This is a genomic window from Legionella pneumophila subsp. fraseri (assembly GCF_000586315.1).
GTDB classification, from domain to species: domain Bacteria; phylum Pseudomonadota; class Gammaproteobacteria; order Legionellales; family Legionellaceae; genus Legionella; species Legionella pneumophila_B.
Map to the genome: position 1 here is coordinate 46,860 of NZ_JFIM01000024.1, position 15,165 is coordinate 62,024.

Here is a 15,165-nt window from a genome sequence, read left to right on the forward strand (position 1 = left end):
AAATATTTTTATTCGCGAAATCCAACCCCTTTTTTTAAAAGAATCATATTCCCTGCCGTCAATGCAATTAACATCAGGAAAATAATAATCATAGCCAGAGTCATACTAACCTCTTCCTGATCAATCATGGTGTGTCTTAAGGCGTTTACCATGTATAAAATTGGATTGAAAAGAGAGATTTTTTGCCAAAAGGGAGGCAGCATATTAATACTATAAAATACTCCTCCCAGATAAGTAAGAGGGGTCAGGATAAAGGTAGGTATCAGCATGATGTCATCAAAATTTCGAGCAACCATGGCGTTGGTAAATCCAGCCAGAGAGAATATGGCTGCAACAAGCACGACGACTACCAGGGTCATCGGTAAATGGTCTAATTCAACAGGTAGAAAAAAGGTAGAGATAACAAAAACCAGAATTGCGACGATTAAGCCTCTAAGCACACCTCCTATCACATAACCTAATAATAAAAGCCCGTGATGCATGGGACTAATCAGCATTTCCTCTATGCTTTTTTGAAATCTTACACTGAATAGTGAATTAGAGACGTTTCCATAGGAATTAATAATAACAGACATCATAATTAATCCGGGTGCTATGAACTGTGGGTAATCCACGCCCTCAATATCACCAATACGAGGCCCAATCAAACTGCCAAAAATTAGAAAATATAATGTTGTAGTGATGACTGGTGGTAAAAACACCTGGCTCGAAATGCGAAACATACGGACCAGTTCGCGTCTTACCAGAGTATAAAGGGCAATGAGTTGATATTTAAACGCCATTTTTAATAAGATCCATAAAAAGTTCTTCTAAGCGGTTGGTTTTATTGCGCATGCTGTGAATCTTTATTCCCTGATTTGTCAATACCGCAAATACTTCATTTAAACTGAAGTTATTGTCTACACGCAACTCAAAAGTAGTCGCATCAATAGGTGTCACATTGAAAGGGTGTATATCTGGTAAATAATCAATGGGGTTTTCTGTGTTAAAGATAAAGGTTTGATGGCGCAATGTTTGTAATAAAGCTTTCATCGAGGTATTTTTAATAATTTGACCTTTATCGATTATTGCGATGTTTTTACATAATTGTTCCGCTTCTTCCAGGTAATGAGTCGTCAGAATAATCGTTGTTCCTTCTGCATTAGTTCTCGCTAGAAAATCCCACATGCTGTGTCTTATTTCTATATCAACACCGGCGGTGGGTTCATCCAGAATCAGTAATTTGGGTTGATGAATCAGCGCTCTGGCAATCATAAGCCTTCTTTTCATTCCACCTGATAAATGGCGTACTATAGAACGTCTCTTGTCCCAAAGTCCTAGTTGTACTAGCAAGGATTCCGCTCTGGGCAAAGCCTTTTTCCGTGAAATGCCATAATAGCCAGCTTGATTCAGTAAAATTTGCTCGCAGTTTTCAAAAATATTCAGATTGACTTCTTGAGGTACCAATCCCAAACAAGATTTGGCTTTTTCAGGAGAAGTATCCAGGTCGAAGCCGTAAATTTTGATGTTTCCTGAGGTTTTATTGACTAAAGAGGTGATTAAACCAATGGTAGTCGATTTGCCGGCGCCATTTGCCCCCAACAGGGCAAAAAAATCACCGGTATTCACTGTTAAATCAATGCCTTTTAACGCTTCAACTCCATTTGAATAGGTTTTTGAAAGTTGTTTAATTTCTAAGGCATGCATGATTTATTATTTAAGCAAAAACGCTATTATACACCATAATTTTTATTCTACAGTAGCCTATGGATTTTAATTCATCCCTCATTTCCAACGGGTTAATTCCGGGGATGAGGGAGGAGTTGACTCTGGTGATGAATCATCAGTATGAGGGTATTTGCCTGTCACTGCTTTTCTAATGTCCTCCATTTTAGCTAAGAGCGCTCTATATTCAGGAGGAACAGATGTTGGCTTAACTAGAGATTTTTTTTTTCGACGGGAGTGGTATGTGGCTCATCTTTTGGGCGTTCCTTTCTTTCTTTAATTTTTGCATTTAACTCTTTTAAAAAACCATCGCCTGAAAAGAAACCTGAATTTTTTGTAACAGGCTGGGTTGAATTTGGTTTGGGCATGGACGGTATTGTAACTTTTATAGACACATCTTCTTTAGGGGGTATATTGGGGGATAATGCTTGACCATCCATATCATTGGGGGGCGGTGGAACAGGTCTTTTTTTCGGATCTTGACTGATTGCAGGAGTAACTTCCTTGGATATAGAAGCGACAGAGCATGAATTTTCCTTTAGAAGTTCAGATTTATTTTCTGTAACAACTGGAATGGATAAGGAAGATACAGTTTCTATTTTGGGTTTGGCATTTGTGATTTCGCTTAGAGTTTGTATTAATTCGGTTAAAGCACTGAGTTGTTGCCGGGCATTGTTAATCTGTGGGTTAAGGTCTGTGAATGTTTTTTCTGCCCTGACTTGATCTTTTAGAAACTGATTTTGTGTGACTAAGCGCTCGTTTTCTTGCTTTGTTTGCTCAAGTTGTCTTTTTAAAGAGTCAACTTCCGTAGCATTGGCCTTTTGAGCTAAAATAAACGCTTGTTGCGTCATGGCCAGACTTTCTTTGAGCTCCCTTATTATCCGCTCGGATGGGGTGCCTTCTGGCCCGATTTTAATGTGCATCGAAGCCCCTATTGGGGTAAAGCTGTTGGTTTCAGTATTGTATTTGGTAATAAATGAAATCCAACAATCGAGTAAGTAGGGATTGGTCTTTGCTGATAATAGTACTGTAGCATTAAGGTGCTCTATAATACTGACATCGTGAAATGTTTCTGTGTTTGATTTAATAATTTCCAAGAGTTCATGGAAAAATTTGTTAATTACTTCATGATTTTGTTCCTTTGCCCAATGATAAAATGAAGGGGTGCCATTGCGTGCATAATTATCAACAAATTCACTGAATAACTTAAGAAAGGCATTACTGATAGGCATGGTGGTAACTCCTGATCCATGGAACCATTTTCAGGACTTGGGAAACCTCCCAATCTCTTCGTTAAAAAATATTTTTGCGTTGACCTTGGGTTTTTCCTAAGTCCTGATAGTGTTTCATTTAATATCAACTTAACTTAAAGTTCAATAGTTCTTGTGACCTTATAAACTAATTTTTTGTTTTATACAGGGTGCAAAGTGCTACTGAGTTATTTGGGTCAGTTTATTGTCGATCAGTACGGAGGTTGAGCGCGTTTTCATCCACCCTGTTATACTGAAACGCGTTTGATGAGTCGGATGGACTTCGTGCGGTAATTCACTATCAAAACAGACTAATCGATTTCCCACTGGAGATATGTTTTGAATGAGCTTGTCTTCAATATTATAGAGTAACAATTCACCGCCAAATTCTGTTTGCCAAGTTTCATTCAAATAATAGACGAATGATATTTTCCGGGTTTTCGTGCTTTCAAATTGATCAACATGTTTTCTGTAAAAGGTTCCAGGGAGATAAATTGCAAAATGGGTTTCAAATTCTACTAAACCAAGATACATGGTTTGATTCAGAATATTGCCCAAACAGACAAGTTTTTTTAAGTAAGCTTGAATGGACGGAGAAGGAGAGTCTGCATCTATCCAGAAAATTTGATCGCTTCTAATCTTGTCATTTTGCTGAGCTTGTAAATGCTGGCCAATTTTGGCATTTCTGAATAAATTTTGCTGTTTCAATTCATTAGCCATATTTCGTAAAGAGTGGTAGTGCTCCTCTTCCAGAAATTCATCAATGATATGAAATCGTTGAGTGCCAATATTGTGGGCGATTAAGTCCGGATTAAACAACCTGTCTACACCAATCAAGCAAAGTGATAATGTATTGTACGCCATGAATTATTTTTTGAAAACAATGAGAAAATGAATTTGGTTATTGTCTTGCGAACGTACTGGTATTAGATGTACCTTCCAGTATCCTTTGATATTCTTGCCATTTGGGCATGAAATGTGTCATGAGCGCATAAAATCGTTTGTTATGACTGGCTTCCAAAATATGTACCATCTCATGAACAAGAACGTATTCAAGGCACTCCAAAGGTTTTTTGATTAAATTAAGATTAAGCCAGATTCTTTGCGCGCGAGGATTACATGAACCCCAACGGGTTTTCATCTTTTTTGTACCCCATTGATTAATTTTGATTTCCATTATTGGTTCCCATTGTTGAATAAGCCTGGGAATGACAAGATTCATTTCCTTTCTATACCAGCGATCCAGAACTATCTGCTTTTGCTGTGGAGTTAAATTGGGTTTTGTATAGTAATAAATTAATTCATCTTTCATTAGGATTTGAGAAGGGCCGTGATGCTCTTCAACAATTAATAAATAACTTTTACCTTTAAATAGAATGGTTGCACCGGTTTGAAGTGATTGTTCACGGGAAAAAGACCGTGTGCGAATTCGTTCGCGTTGGACACGAATCCATTCACTTTTTTCCTGCAGCTGTTGTTTTATTAGCTGTTCGCTGCACTTTAAAGGCACACTCACTTTGACTAAGCCGTCGGGAGGATAAATTCTCAAATTTAAATTTTTAATGGGTTTTCTCAGTATTTCTATGGGAATGCCATCAATTTGAATGTGCATAGCAAAATAGCTTATTGGTTTTGTTTTTCGATTATACAGAAGAAGCAATGTTTATGATATTGATAATTGAGTTCATTGAATATCCACGGGATCTGTATAAGCGATTTGCAAGAAATAATACTATTCTTTTTCTCATTGTTTGTTTTTAAGTTATTGTCACAATAATTTGAATGCTCACTATGAGCATTCAATAATTGCCTTCATGGCAATTTATCGAAATTCTTGAATGGCATTTCGACTATTGTTTAACGCTCAGCCCCTATACATGGGCTATCAATGTATTCACCATTAATATCCAAAACCATATTGACACTGGCGCGTTGATAACGGGCCAGAATATCATATTGCTGCTTTGTGATATAGCCGTAAGAACTGCCGCAATACACTAGAGATGAGGCACCTGAGGTGGGTTTAACCTGTACTGGAATATCACAATCCCATCGAAACTTGGTTAAATCACAATTAGCCATGGCGGCAGCTGTTGGTAACAGGAATAATAATACACTCATAACTGATTTATTTTTCATAGAATTCCCCACCGATGTCGTAGTTTTTCTTTAAGTATAGAATAACAATTGATGAGCGTATGTTGTTTAACATGAAATAAATTTTCACAAGATTTTTAGTATTGTTAATGTTATAAATTGAATAATCAGATTTTGGTAATGGATAACTATGCTTTCATCAACAAAGGAATATCTTCAAGCTCTACGTGATGGAAAATACCTGCTTTTTCTGCAGTGGCCAAAATTTATTGCAGAATATTATGGTAAGAACGACAAGAATCAAGAAGCTGATGAAATGGTGAATTTGATCATATTTGAATGGTTAAATAATGGTTTTTGTGAGGAGGATATTAAAAAATTTGCTATTTTGTATGCTGTCCATGAAATGGAGTCCAGGCCTTTAAGGGAGGGATTATCCTATGCGCTCACTACAATTTCCATCGCTCTTTTTCCATGTATGGTGTATTTAACAAATAATCTGCAAAAGCACTATATTAATTCAAAAAAGTTATCAAGTAAGGAAGTGCTCCAATTGATGACCATGAATAATACTTATCTTGAGAAGCGACAATTTGTTGAGTTATTAGGGCAAGAGCAAGATAAATTTTTTACTTGGGTTAAAGAGTCAGATCCTTCTGCGATTTATGAAGCGTTTGATCAAATTTATTCAGTCACTTATCTGAAATATCTAATTGAAGATTATCTTAATTTGTTAGAGTCTGCACACTTGCCCAATGATCAATTAAAATCTTCTCGCATCAGCCTGATTATTCGATTAGCCAAGTATTTCAACGAGCAAACTGAATTAACTCAAGATGTCCTCGATGAAATAGCAGTGTATGTAAAAAAGCTCTGGGAAATGCAGCCTGCTGAGTTTGAAGAAGAATTTTTAAAGAAAATTTCCCCGCTATCGTTTATAGATAATACTGTGCGAATATTAACGGGATTGAGTGCCAGATTTTTTAGTATATTACAAGCTCCTGCTCCTCCTGTGAATATCAATTCAGATGTGGATAAGAATCCCAAAGTGTAATCTCAAAGGACTTAAGAAATTCTCAATCTCTTTGTTAAAAATGTTTTTAATTCGGTCATTTAGTTTATCTAAACTCACTCATTAAAAACATTGTTTGCCTTGACCTTGGGGTTTGCCGTAAGTCCTGTCTCAATGTAATATTGATTATTGTAAGCCCAATTAATCAGGTGATTTTTGCTTCATGAGTGAGCAGATTTTTTTTATAAGAAATAGCGTTTGGATTGCCCATGTATCCTCCCAGATCATTTTTGCCCACTACTCTATGACAGGGGATAAATAAAGCCAGAGGGTTGCATTTGCAGGCTTGTCCAATTGCTCTTGGACTACTTTGCAGTTTAATAGCGAGTTCTCCATAAGTGACAGTTCTGCCAACGGGAATCACTAACAGCGTATTCCAAACTTTTTGCTGGAAGAGGCTTCCTTGAGGTTTTAGCGGAAGTAGAAAACGGTGATGGGGATTGTCGAAATAGGCTTTTAATTCACAGGCGATTAAATGAGCCAATTGGTTTGGGGCTGGGGCGCCTGATTTGTCTGTGAAGGAGGCATTGAAAATAAAATGCTCATCATGGACTACTTCCAGGTTACCCACAGGGGTATTAAAAATAGACACGAGGAGCATTTCACCATTCAAGAATTAATCGCCTTTCTTTCCAGATAATTTTTCTTTAATACGAGCTGCGCGACCGGCAAGATTTCTTAAGTAGTATAATTTGGCACGACGAACGTCCCCACGTCTTTTCACCGTAATGCTATCAACAATAGGGCTGTATGTTTGGAAAACACGCTCTACACCAACATTATGGGAAATTTTACGTACAGTGAAAGCAGAGTTTAGTCCACGGTTGCGCTTGGCAATCACAACTCCTTCAAATGCTTGTAAACGCTCACGGTTACCTTCAATAACTTTTACTTGAACCAGAACAGTATCGCCTGGGTTGAAATCAGGAATTTCTTTGCCTTGCATTTGTTCGGCATTTATTTGGTCAATAATATTAGTCATGGACTACTCCTCAAATTGGCTTATCCTCAGTAGGAATCACCGTGTTCGCATTTAAACTCAGCAAGCAATTGCCTGTCTGTTTCACTTAATTGTAATTTCTCAAGTAAATCCGGGCGCTTGAGCCAGGTTTTACCCAGGGATTGTTTTCTACGCCAGCGCTCTATTTCTTTATGGTTTCCTCCTAATAAAACATCAGGTACATCCAGTCCATTTATAGTTGCTGGTCGGGTATAATGTGGGCAGTCTAATAATCCATTCATAAATGAATCTTGTTCAGCTGATCCCAAATGCCCAAGGCTGCCAGGTATCAAGCGAATTATCGCGTCAATAAATACCATTGCAGCCAGTTCACCACCACTTAACACGAAATCTCCTAGCGACCATTCTTCATCTATATGATGACTAATGATTCGCTCATCAATTCCTTCATATCTTCCTGCAACAAATAGCAGGGATTGTTTTTGGGTAGCTATTAGTTTTAAATCGTTTTGTTTAACTACCTTGCCCTGAGGGCTTAAATAAACTGTCTTGCAGTTTTCCTTCATTTCAGCACGGGCATGCCTTATTGCGGCATGCAATGGCTCATACATCATAACCATTCCTGGTCCACCGCCATAGGGTTTGTCATCAACTTGTTTATAAGGTTTTGATGACCAATCCCTGGGATTCCAGCAATCAATTTTAACCAAGCCTTGTTCAATAGCTCGGCCGGTTACCCCATAATGAATACCTTTCATTATTTCTGGCAACAGCGTGATGACTCCAAGATGTAATGCCACTTAAAAATTCATATCCCAATCAACAGTGATTACTTGCTGGCTTTCATCCACATCAATTACGAATTGGCCTGGAAGATAGGGAATTAAATGTCTTTTTTCACCTTCCACAACAAGCACATCATTCGAGCCAGTAGGCATGATTTCAACAACTTTTCCAAAAAATTCACCTTTGGCGTTTATGACACTCATGCCAATCAGCTGGTACCAGTAGTATTCACCTGGTGCCAAAGCAGCAAGCTGTGATTTTTGCACAGCAATATCTAAATTAGTCAATGCAGAAACTAATTCACGTTCAGGATACCCTTCAATTTGAGCAATAATCGCTTTACTTCTTACTTCTATTGCCAAAAATTTAACGGGCTGCCACTGTTTATTTAAAAAAACGTGCCAGTCGTTGTACCGCAAGATATTATCAGCAGGGTCTGTAAAGGAATGTACTGTGACAAAACCTTTAATACCATGCGGTCTGCCAAAACGACCGATGACCACCCAATTTGTCTTGTTATTCACTTTGACTAAGCAGCTGTTCCTGAGTTTTTACTATGTTCTTTTAACAAGGCACTGACTCGATCTGATAACTTGGCCCCAACTTTTTGCCAGTGGGTCATTTTATCCATATCAATGTGAAGTTTTACTTCTTGTCCACGTGCTATAGGGTTAAAATAACCAATACGCTCAATGTAGTTTCCATCGCGACGTTTGCGGCTGTCTGTAACAACCATGTGATAAAAAGGACGCTTTTTAGCGCCAGCTCGTGATAAACGTATAACGACCATTATTTTCCTCTACTGTTAGAGTGGTTACATAAAAATGCCGTGTATTGTACGAAAATTACATCGACATGTGAAGTAATTCTTACGAATTATTTTAAATCATCTGGAAACATGCCCTTCAATCCAGCCATGCCACCAATTCCTCTCATCATTTTTTGCATTCCACCGGGTTTGGTAAATTTTTTCATCATCTTTTGCATCTGTTCAAATTGTTTTAATAATCTGTTGACGTCTTGAATTTGAGTTCCAGAGCCCAAGGCTATGCGCTTTTTACGAGAGCCTACAATAATCTTGGGTATACGACGTTCTTTGGGCGTCATGGAGTTAATGATTGCAATGGTTTGAGCCATCGCTTTGTCATTCACTTGCTGCATTGCCTGTTTTGGCAATTGACCCATCCCGGGTAATTTGCTCATCATCCCGGAGATACCCCCCATGTTGTTCATTTGTAATAATTGTTGTTTAAAATCTTCTAAGTCAAATCCTTTCCCTTTTTTTAATTTTTTGGCCAGTTTTTCGCTGGCTTGTTTGTCGGCTTTGCGTTCTACCTCTTCAATGAGAGTTAAAATATCTCCCATCCCCAATATTCTTGATGCAATCCGTTCAGGGTGGAAAGGTTCCAAGGCTTCTATTTTTTCACCACTCCCTATAAATTTTATAGGTTTCCCAGTGATTTGTTTGACGGATAGTGCCGCTCCTCCTCGAGCATCGCCGTCCGTTTTGGTCAAAATCACACCAGTCAGAGGGAGAGCCTCATGAAATGCCTTTGCAGTATTGGCAGCATCTTGTCCTGTCATACTGTCAACAACAAAAAGAGTTTCGATTGGATTGACTGCTTTGTGCAAGGATTTGATTTCAGACATCATATCCTCATCAATATGCAGACGTCCTGCTGTATCGAGAATAAGAACATCGACATACTGTTTTTTGGCACTTTCTAAAGCTTTCTGAGCAATTTTTATCGGTTGCTCATTGGAGTCTGAATCAAAGAAGGCGACATCAATTTGCTCGGCTAATACTTTCAGTTGATGTATAGCGGCTGGTCTGTATACATCAACGCTGGCCATCATCACTTTTTTATTTTCAGTTTCCTTTAAATAACGCGCGAGTTTTGCGGTACTCGTTGTTTTACCAGAACCTTGTAAGCCGGCCATTAAAAAGACAGCAGGTGGTTGGGTTTTGTAATCAAGTTCAGCCCGCTCATCACCCATAACGTGAATGAGCTCATCATGCACGATTTTAATGAATGCTTGATCGGGATTTAAACTGGTTAAGACTTCCTGGCCAAGTGATTTTTGTTTTACTTGCTCAATAAACTCTTTGATAACGGGTAAAGCGACATCGGCCTCAATAAGAGACAGTCTTACTTCACGCAAAGCATGCTGGATATTGTCTTCCGTCAGGCGGCCTTGGCCCCGCAAATTTTTAAAGGTCCGGGTTAAGCGTTCGGTTAAATTATCAAACATAGTGAGTAGTACCCAAAAAATGACTACTATACCATAGAGAGTTAAAAGTATACCACAGAGAAAAACGCATTAATGATTAGCCGTAATTGATGACAGTGAATCAAGTCGGGTTGTCTTTATGATTTTATCATTAGAAGCTGTAGAGTAACTTATTAGTTACTCTACAGTTTTAGTTACTCTGCAGTTTTTCAGGTTTTGGATAAATCACCATAAATTGTCATATTAAGTAAACCAATAGAACGATCTTCACTATGGTTTATCAAACGATATCAATTAATGGAACCCATGCTTATCCATTCCGGTTTTCTTCTCATCATCGTGAGCTCTGGATAAAGGTTTTGTTGTTGTTTTTGTTGAGGTAAGGAAAAATCCTACTCTTAGCCCTGCGAAAGTGGTTGGAGTATCTACTTCTTTTTCTTTCACAACAGGTCGTTTTGTGCCTGAGTGAACTGAAGGAGAGGATACAGGCAATGGACTGGGCACGGTTGTTTCCAGTTTTGGCATATCTTCGGGGAGAGCATTGGCTTTATGGTAGGCATCGATAAAGCTGACGTGTTCTTCAGAAGAAATAAGAGAATGCTTTTCTAATATTCCCAGAATATTTTCCAATTTACTCTCATCAATAGTTTTATCAAATTGAGCATGATAATGGTTATCGTCCATGCTAAATTCATCTTGATGATACAAATCGTGATCATGATCATCACGATGAATAAAACGATAGACACCGAGTTCATTCGAACGCATCATAAAAAACTGATCAACCTGTGCGCTGTTGCAATCCATTTGAGAAAACAACAGAACCATGAGAAGATCAAGCTCACTACGTATTTGAATAGGTTTTGGCAGTACAGATGATTTAGGGTAGACAGTCAATGTGTCATTATATAAACTGAGGTTGACTTTTTTACACAAATGGGTAAATGCTTTAGGCATAAGGGACTCCAATGATTTTTTACAAAAAGCAGTTGTCTATATTTTGGCTCTATAGTTTAAAACATCAACATTAAGGTTTTCTTAAGAAGAAATAAGTAGTGCTATCAACGAATTGCCATAACTGATCTGTTGCTTCGAGGATATCGGATTTCCTGTACAATTAAGCTTTCGATTTGTATTGACTTACCCCATTTCCATTTCTCTCTTTTTACTAATACTTTCTGATGAGGTAACAGTACTACACAACCAACACGAAAATTGAAAAATATAGAATAATTTATTGATTTTAAAATTTTTTCATAAATCCTCATAAAAAACAGTTCAATTAAAAATACATTATCCCTATTGTTCAAGGTTTATTTTCAACAAGCATTTATCTCGCCCTTTTATTTGACAATAAAAAAACCAATTTGCTTATTTTTCTTAATATTTTCTTAATGATTTTTAGTTATTATTTTGCACAGTTTGTATCTAGATATGGTGAAAGTTATGGCGAAAATAATCCTGGTGTATGCTAATTGTGTTAATTCAACTGCCAAAGGTGATTTTGCTCTGGCTGGGCAGATTGCTAAAGATTTAGTTAGAGAAAAAACTTCTGATGATATCGATGTGGTTTTAACCTCTACTTTGGATGGAGTCGCAAGATTTGAAAGCCTTTATGGCAAAGCAGTTGATGGTCGTGTAATGATTGAAGGAACCAGTGTAGGCTTATGTGCCTTGGAATTATTTGACTCGGTAGATAATGAAGTGGTCGCTTTCATTGAAGCAAACCGATGCAAATACGCGCCAAGTGATATTCTGAAGAGAGTTCTCTCTCCTGACAGCAAGTTTTTATTTATTGGAGCTGCTAACCAAAAGGCAATAGCAAAAGGCGATAAATATACTAAATCCTGGCTGTATATAAGCCATAAAGGTGATCAGCCTAATGTTTATGAGCATTTTGACGAAGACGATTCTCTAATACAAAGTGTTGGTTTAGGTGATGATCGATTAGGATTACCATCCTTGCCAAAAGTCGATGAATTACCCAAGATGAACTCCACACAATCACAAAAAATACCAAGTGGAGAGTATGGGTTTATGTATCTTGCCGCTGTACATGGGATTGATGACGTTTATTTGATGAATCAATACATGTCTTTAACTGGGATGGGGCAATATGTCTTAGTGGGTGAATACGCCAAACAATCAAAAGAAGTTCAAATGGCTCTGCATAGTTTACAGTACAAAGGCAGTTCGGTATCACTAACGGTGCCTCAGATTTTCTTCCATGATTCGGTCGATAATTGTTTAATGCGAAACATGGTTTCAAAGTCTTCTGGTCCTTTGGTTGTTTCCACAGGGGTTATGAGTTCTATTGAGGCGATGCAGGATGGTAAATTAACGTATTATCAGACAATGTCTAATAATACCCAATTCGTGGCTTCTTATTTAATCGCAGTGAAATCGATTTGCTCCAGTGATACAACACTATTTGGTTCCATGCCGAAATTAATTATCGACTTGTCCAATTTGCTTTTTGCAGAAAAACCATTGAAAGAAAGCCAAGTAAATGAAATTAAAACTTTACTGAGCATGTCTTCGGTTACCAGTCGTTTGGGTGAAATGAATAAAAGAATTATTGCAAAAGCAAATGGGACTGTTGCTGGTGAGCTTTTAAGCTTTATTGGAAAACCTAAAACGACGCAATCACATAAACAATGCATTAGCGTTTGCATGTCCCTTCGCAAGAGTGGTGAAACTACGTCACCTATTTTTGATCAAGCATTACGTAGAGCAGCAGCTTGGGGTCGCTTGTTTGAATTGAAAGTGTTGATTGCATCAATGTCAACTTCCGATTTAAATAAAAAAGATAAAACAGGTAATCAATACACAGCACTTCATTGGGCTGTGATGCAGGGGCATTTAGATTGCGCAAGATTATTAGTGAAATCTGGCGCCTCTGTCGATATTCAAGACAAGTCTGGTAAATCGCCTTTACACTATGCGATTAAAAGAGGAGATAAAGAAACCATTAAATTATTGGTTCAAGCAGGAGCTTCTTTGGAAATTATGGATGATTCAGGGGCAAAACCTTGTGATGGTTCAGAGTCTTGGGTTCCTGAGTATATTAAATCCTGTTATGAGAAAAGTGGCCACAATAAATCCAGTAGCTTATTTTAAATTAGTCTTAATGACAGATTTGTAACCTTGAATTACCCGGAGATGAAATCCATGATCCGGGTAATTTTTTATTATTTAAAAGCGTGGATGATTTTATTTGCTTTTCTGGTATTACCCAGTTTTTTGAAGAAAATTTAACCCCGGCCCCCCTCGACTTATTTTATGGGTTAATTTTATACTGAATTCATTATGGATAGCATCTGGTTCAAGGGATATGATTTTTGTTCTAATTTGTATCGTTTTAGTTTGTGGTTTGGTCGTGTATCAACTCATGCCCAAGTTCCTTTCGTATTCTCCTTCTCTTATCTCAAAAAATCGAGATTCCAGGGAGTTAACTCATGATGGTATTACTGATGTCTTAACTCAACTCGGTCATCCCAAATTTGAGGGAGTCTGTTATGGCTTCACTCTCAATTGGGCATTGGCGGTGGCTCAGGGTAAAGAATCTTTTTTTTACCGCCAATTACATCATTTACGGATCCATCAGTTTGATTTACCAAAAACGTTACAACAAATTGCAGACAAGAAAGAAAGTAAACAATCATTAAGCAACGATGAGACGGTCATTGAAACTTTGCCTCAGTTAGGAAAGAAAATTTGTATTGCTCAAGATCCCTTACAATATAAAGAGAAATACAAAAAGCTGGTATGGCAGCCTGATATTAACTCCATTTTGAAAGCCATTAATGCTGATTCTTCTATTGCAAAGCACATTTTTTATAAAACACATAGTTTTTTAAACCAGGATGAAGCAACAGAGTATTTTGAATTATTAAAAAGAACAGGTATTAGAGAAGATGTTGCAGTAATTATCAGTACTGCGGATCACGCTATGGGGTTTAAACTGGCGGGTAATGTCTGGCGGTTTATTAACATCAATGATTTATACCAACAAGACAAAAGTAAACCTTACTTTGAGTTCTCATCCCGAAACCTGGTTAAAGAGTTGTATCGTGCGTGTGCCGAGAACCTTCAGGGAAGTCGATTGACCGTGAATACCGATTTTATTTCCATTCATCCTGAAGAAAAACTGTCAAGAGTATTGCAGAATGTATTTCCTGTGTTTCCAGTCAGAACCAAAACATCTTATCCTGAACGATTGGCTTTTTTTTCCATGGCAGCTACCCAGGGTGATATGAATTCAGTAAAAAAGTGTATTCACTCTGGGTGGTCAATTTTTTCTCGACAACGATTAAGTGATGATTCACCTATCCTAACAGCCATCTATTTAGGAAGAAGAGACGTAGTACGTGCCATGCTGAGTACTTCTCGACATAGAGTTAACCAAAAGCGTAAAAACGATTCTTCTACTTTGCTCCATGTTGCCTGTCGGTATGGCGGTAGTGGTATAGTCGAAGATCTGTTGAACATACGTGGAATTAAAATTGATCCCCAAGACAGCAAGGGACGGACACCACTCATGTACGCCTGTAAAAAATCTGTGGTAACAGATGATAGAAAATTATTTAATTTATTGTTAGCAAAAGGTGCTTCGCTTTCTATTAAAGATAATGACGGTTTGACGGCACTTGATCATGCTCTAAAAAACGAGCATACCCTTGCAATCCACATGATTGAGGAGAGATTGGAAAAAGAAGCTTGTATGCAGGGGAACTCAACCCCTAGTCGATTTAAATTTTCTGAGACTAAAGGTACTTTGTTCCAGAGAGGAGTAAAAGCTATTCCCTATCACTCACAACAACCTGGCTTTAGTATGAAGTAGGAGAATAAAATTTTTTTAACACGCTAATCTTTCTGTCTCGACCTTGGGGTTTGGCGTCCAATTAGTAAATAAACCACTTAATGTGCATTATAAAAATTCTTGTTATTAATTTTATATACAGAATACTGGTTTTTCATGACATAACATCATATGATGTTTTCGCATCGGACCTGTACTGATATGAAAATTCTCAACATCTGTTGAAGCAATTTTATAGGTC

Annotated in this window: 15 protein-coding genes and 1 pseudogene; 3 read left to right on the forward strand and 13 right to left on the reverse strand. The window is 37.7% G+C overall.

Features of this window, described 5'->3' with window-relative positions:
- Nucleotides 1-8: 8 nt before the first annotated feature.
- The 6 genes and pseudogenes from CC34_RS0106400 to CC34_RS0106425 form a co-directional block, all read right to left on the reverse strand.
- Nucleotides 9-782 carry an ABC transporter permease gene (locus CC34_RS0106400; RefSeq protein WP_027228946.1) on the reverse strand — a complete coding sequence of 258 codons (774 nt, stop codon included), beginning with the start codon at nucleotides 780-782 and terminating at the stop codon, nucleotides 9-11.
- Nucleotides 772-1,686 (reverse strand): ABC transporter ATP-binding protein, encoded by a 915-nt coding sequence (locus CC34_RS0106405; RefSeq protein WP_027228945.1) that lies wholly within the window; start codon nucleotides 1,684-1,686, stop codon nucleotides 772-774. The genes CC34_RS0106400 and CC34_RS0106405 overlap by 11 nt, the downstream gene beginning before the upstream one ends.
- 230 nt (nucleotides 1,687-1,916) lie before the next feature.
- Nucleotides 1,917-2,956: pseudogene (gene vipA, locus CC34_RS0106410) on the reverse strand (Dot/Icm T4SS effector VipA).
- 178 nt (nucleotides 2,957-3,134) lie between these two features.
- On the reverse strand, nucleotides 3,135-3,773 hold the full coding sequence (locus CC34_RS0106415) for a 2OG-Fe(II) oxygenase (protein WP_028379263.1): 639 nt from the start codon (nucleotides 3,771-3,773) through the stop codon (nucleotides 3,135-3,137).
- 82 nt (nucleotides 3,774-3,855) lie between these two features.
- Nucleotides 3,856-4,566, reverse strand: coding sequence for a M48 family metallopeptidase (locus CC34_RS0106420; RefSeq protein ID WP_028379264.1), 711 nt, complete (start codon nucleotides 4,564-4,566; stop codon nucleotides 3,856-3,858).
- A 245-nt stretch (nucleotides 4,567-4,811) separates the two neighbouring features.
- Nucleotides 4,812-5,093: a hypothetical protein gene (locus tag CC34_RS0106425; protein ID WP_028379265.1), complete on the reverse strand. Its 282-nt coding sequence runs from the start codon at nucleotides 5,091-5,093 to the stop codon at nucleotides 4,812-4,814.
- A 148-nt stretch (nucleotides 5,094-5,241) separates the two neighbouring features.
- Here CC34_RS0106425 and CC34_RS0106430 point away from each other — a divergent pair, with 148 nt between their 5' ends.
- Nucleotides 5,242-6,105 carry an Lpg0393 family guanine-nucleotide exchange effector gene (locus CC34_RS0106430; RefSeq protein ID WP_028379266.1) on the forward strand — a complete coding sequence of 288 codons (864 nt, stop codon included), beginning with the start codon at nucleotides 5,242-5,244 and terminating at the stop codon, nucleotides 6,103-6,105.
- Nucleotides 6,106-6,268: 163 nt separating this feature from the next.
- Here CC34_RS0106430 and CC34_RS0106435 read toward each other — a convergent pair whose 3' ends face one another.
- The 7 genes from CC34_RS0106435 to CC34_RS0106465 form a co-directional block, all read right to left on the reverse strand.
- A complete protein-coding gene (locus CC34_RS0106435) occupies nucleotides 6,269-6,724 on the reverse strand; it encodes a methylated-DNA--[protein]-cysteine S-methyltransferase (protein WP_028379267.1) in 456 nt (151 codons plus the stop codon).
- Between the two features lie 15 nt (nucleotides 6,725-6,739).
- A complete protein-coding gene (rplS, locus tag CC34_RS0106440; RefSeq protein WP_010946144.1) occupies nucleotides 6,740-7,105 on the reverse strand; it encodes a 50S ribosomal protein L19 in 366 nt (121 codons plus the stop codon).
- Between the two features lie 26 nt (nucleotides 7,106-7,131).
- Entirely contained in the window at nucleotides 7,132-7,884 is a 753-nt protein-coding gene (gene trmD, locus CC34_RS0106445; RefSeq protein WP_028379268.1) for a tRNA (guanosine(37)-N1)-methyltransferase TrmD, read from the reverse strand.
- Complete coding sequence (rimM, locus tag CC34_RS0106450; protein ID WP_028379269.1) at nucleotides 7,885-8,394, reverse strand: ribosome maturation factor RimM; 510 nt, start codon at nucleotides 8,392-8,394, stop codon at nucleotides 7,885-7,887.
- 5 nt (nucleotides 8,395-8,399) lie between these two features.
- Nucleotides 8,400-8,660 carry a 30S ribosomal protein S16 gene (gene rpsP, locus CC34_RS0106455; protein ID WP_027223476.1) on the reverse strand — a complete coding sequence of 87 codons (261 nt, stop codon included), beginning with the start codon at nucleotides 8,658-8,660 and terminating at the stop codon, nucleotides 8,400-8,402.
- 86 nt (nucleotides 8,661-8,746) lie between these two features.
- The gene (ffh, locus tag CC34_RS0106460; protein WP_027228936.1) at nucleotides 8,747-10,123 is read right to left on the reverse strand and encodes a signal recognition particle protein; all 1,377 of its coding nucleotides are present in this window, start codon (nucleotides 10,121-10,123) and stop codon (nucleotides 8,747-8,749) included.
- A gap of 273 nt (nucleotides 10,124-10,396) precedes the next feature.
- Nucleotides 10,397-11,071 (reverse strand): hypothetical protein, encoded by a 675-nt coding sequence (locus tag CC34_RS0106465; RefSeq protein ID WP_080272363.1) that lies wholly within the window; start codon nucleotides 11,069-11,071, stop codon nucleotides 10,397-10,399.
- A 444-nt stretch (nucleotides 11,072-11,515) separates the two neighbouring features.
- Between CC34_RS0106465 and ankY the strand changes: the two genes are divergently transcribed.
- Nucleotides 11,516-13,222 (forward strand): Dot/Icm T4SS effector AnkY/LegA9, encoded by a 1,707-nt coding sequence (gene ankY / locus CC34_RS0106470; RefSeq protein ID WP_027228933.1) that lies wholly within the window; start codon nucleotides 11,516-11,518, stop codon nucleotides 13,220-13,222.
- Between the two features lie 178 nt (nucleotides 13,223-13,400).
- Complete coding sequence (gene ankG, locus CC34_RS0106475) at nucleotides 13,401-14,945, forward strand: Dot/Icm T4SS effector AnkG/AnkZ/LegA7 (RefSeq protein ID WP_080272362.1); 1,545 nt, start codon at nucleotides 13,401-13,403, stop codon at nucleotides 14,943-14,945.
- The last annotated feature ends 220 nt before the right edge of the window (nucleotides 14,946-15,165 follow it).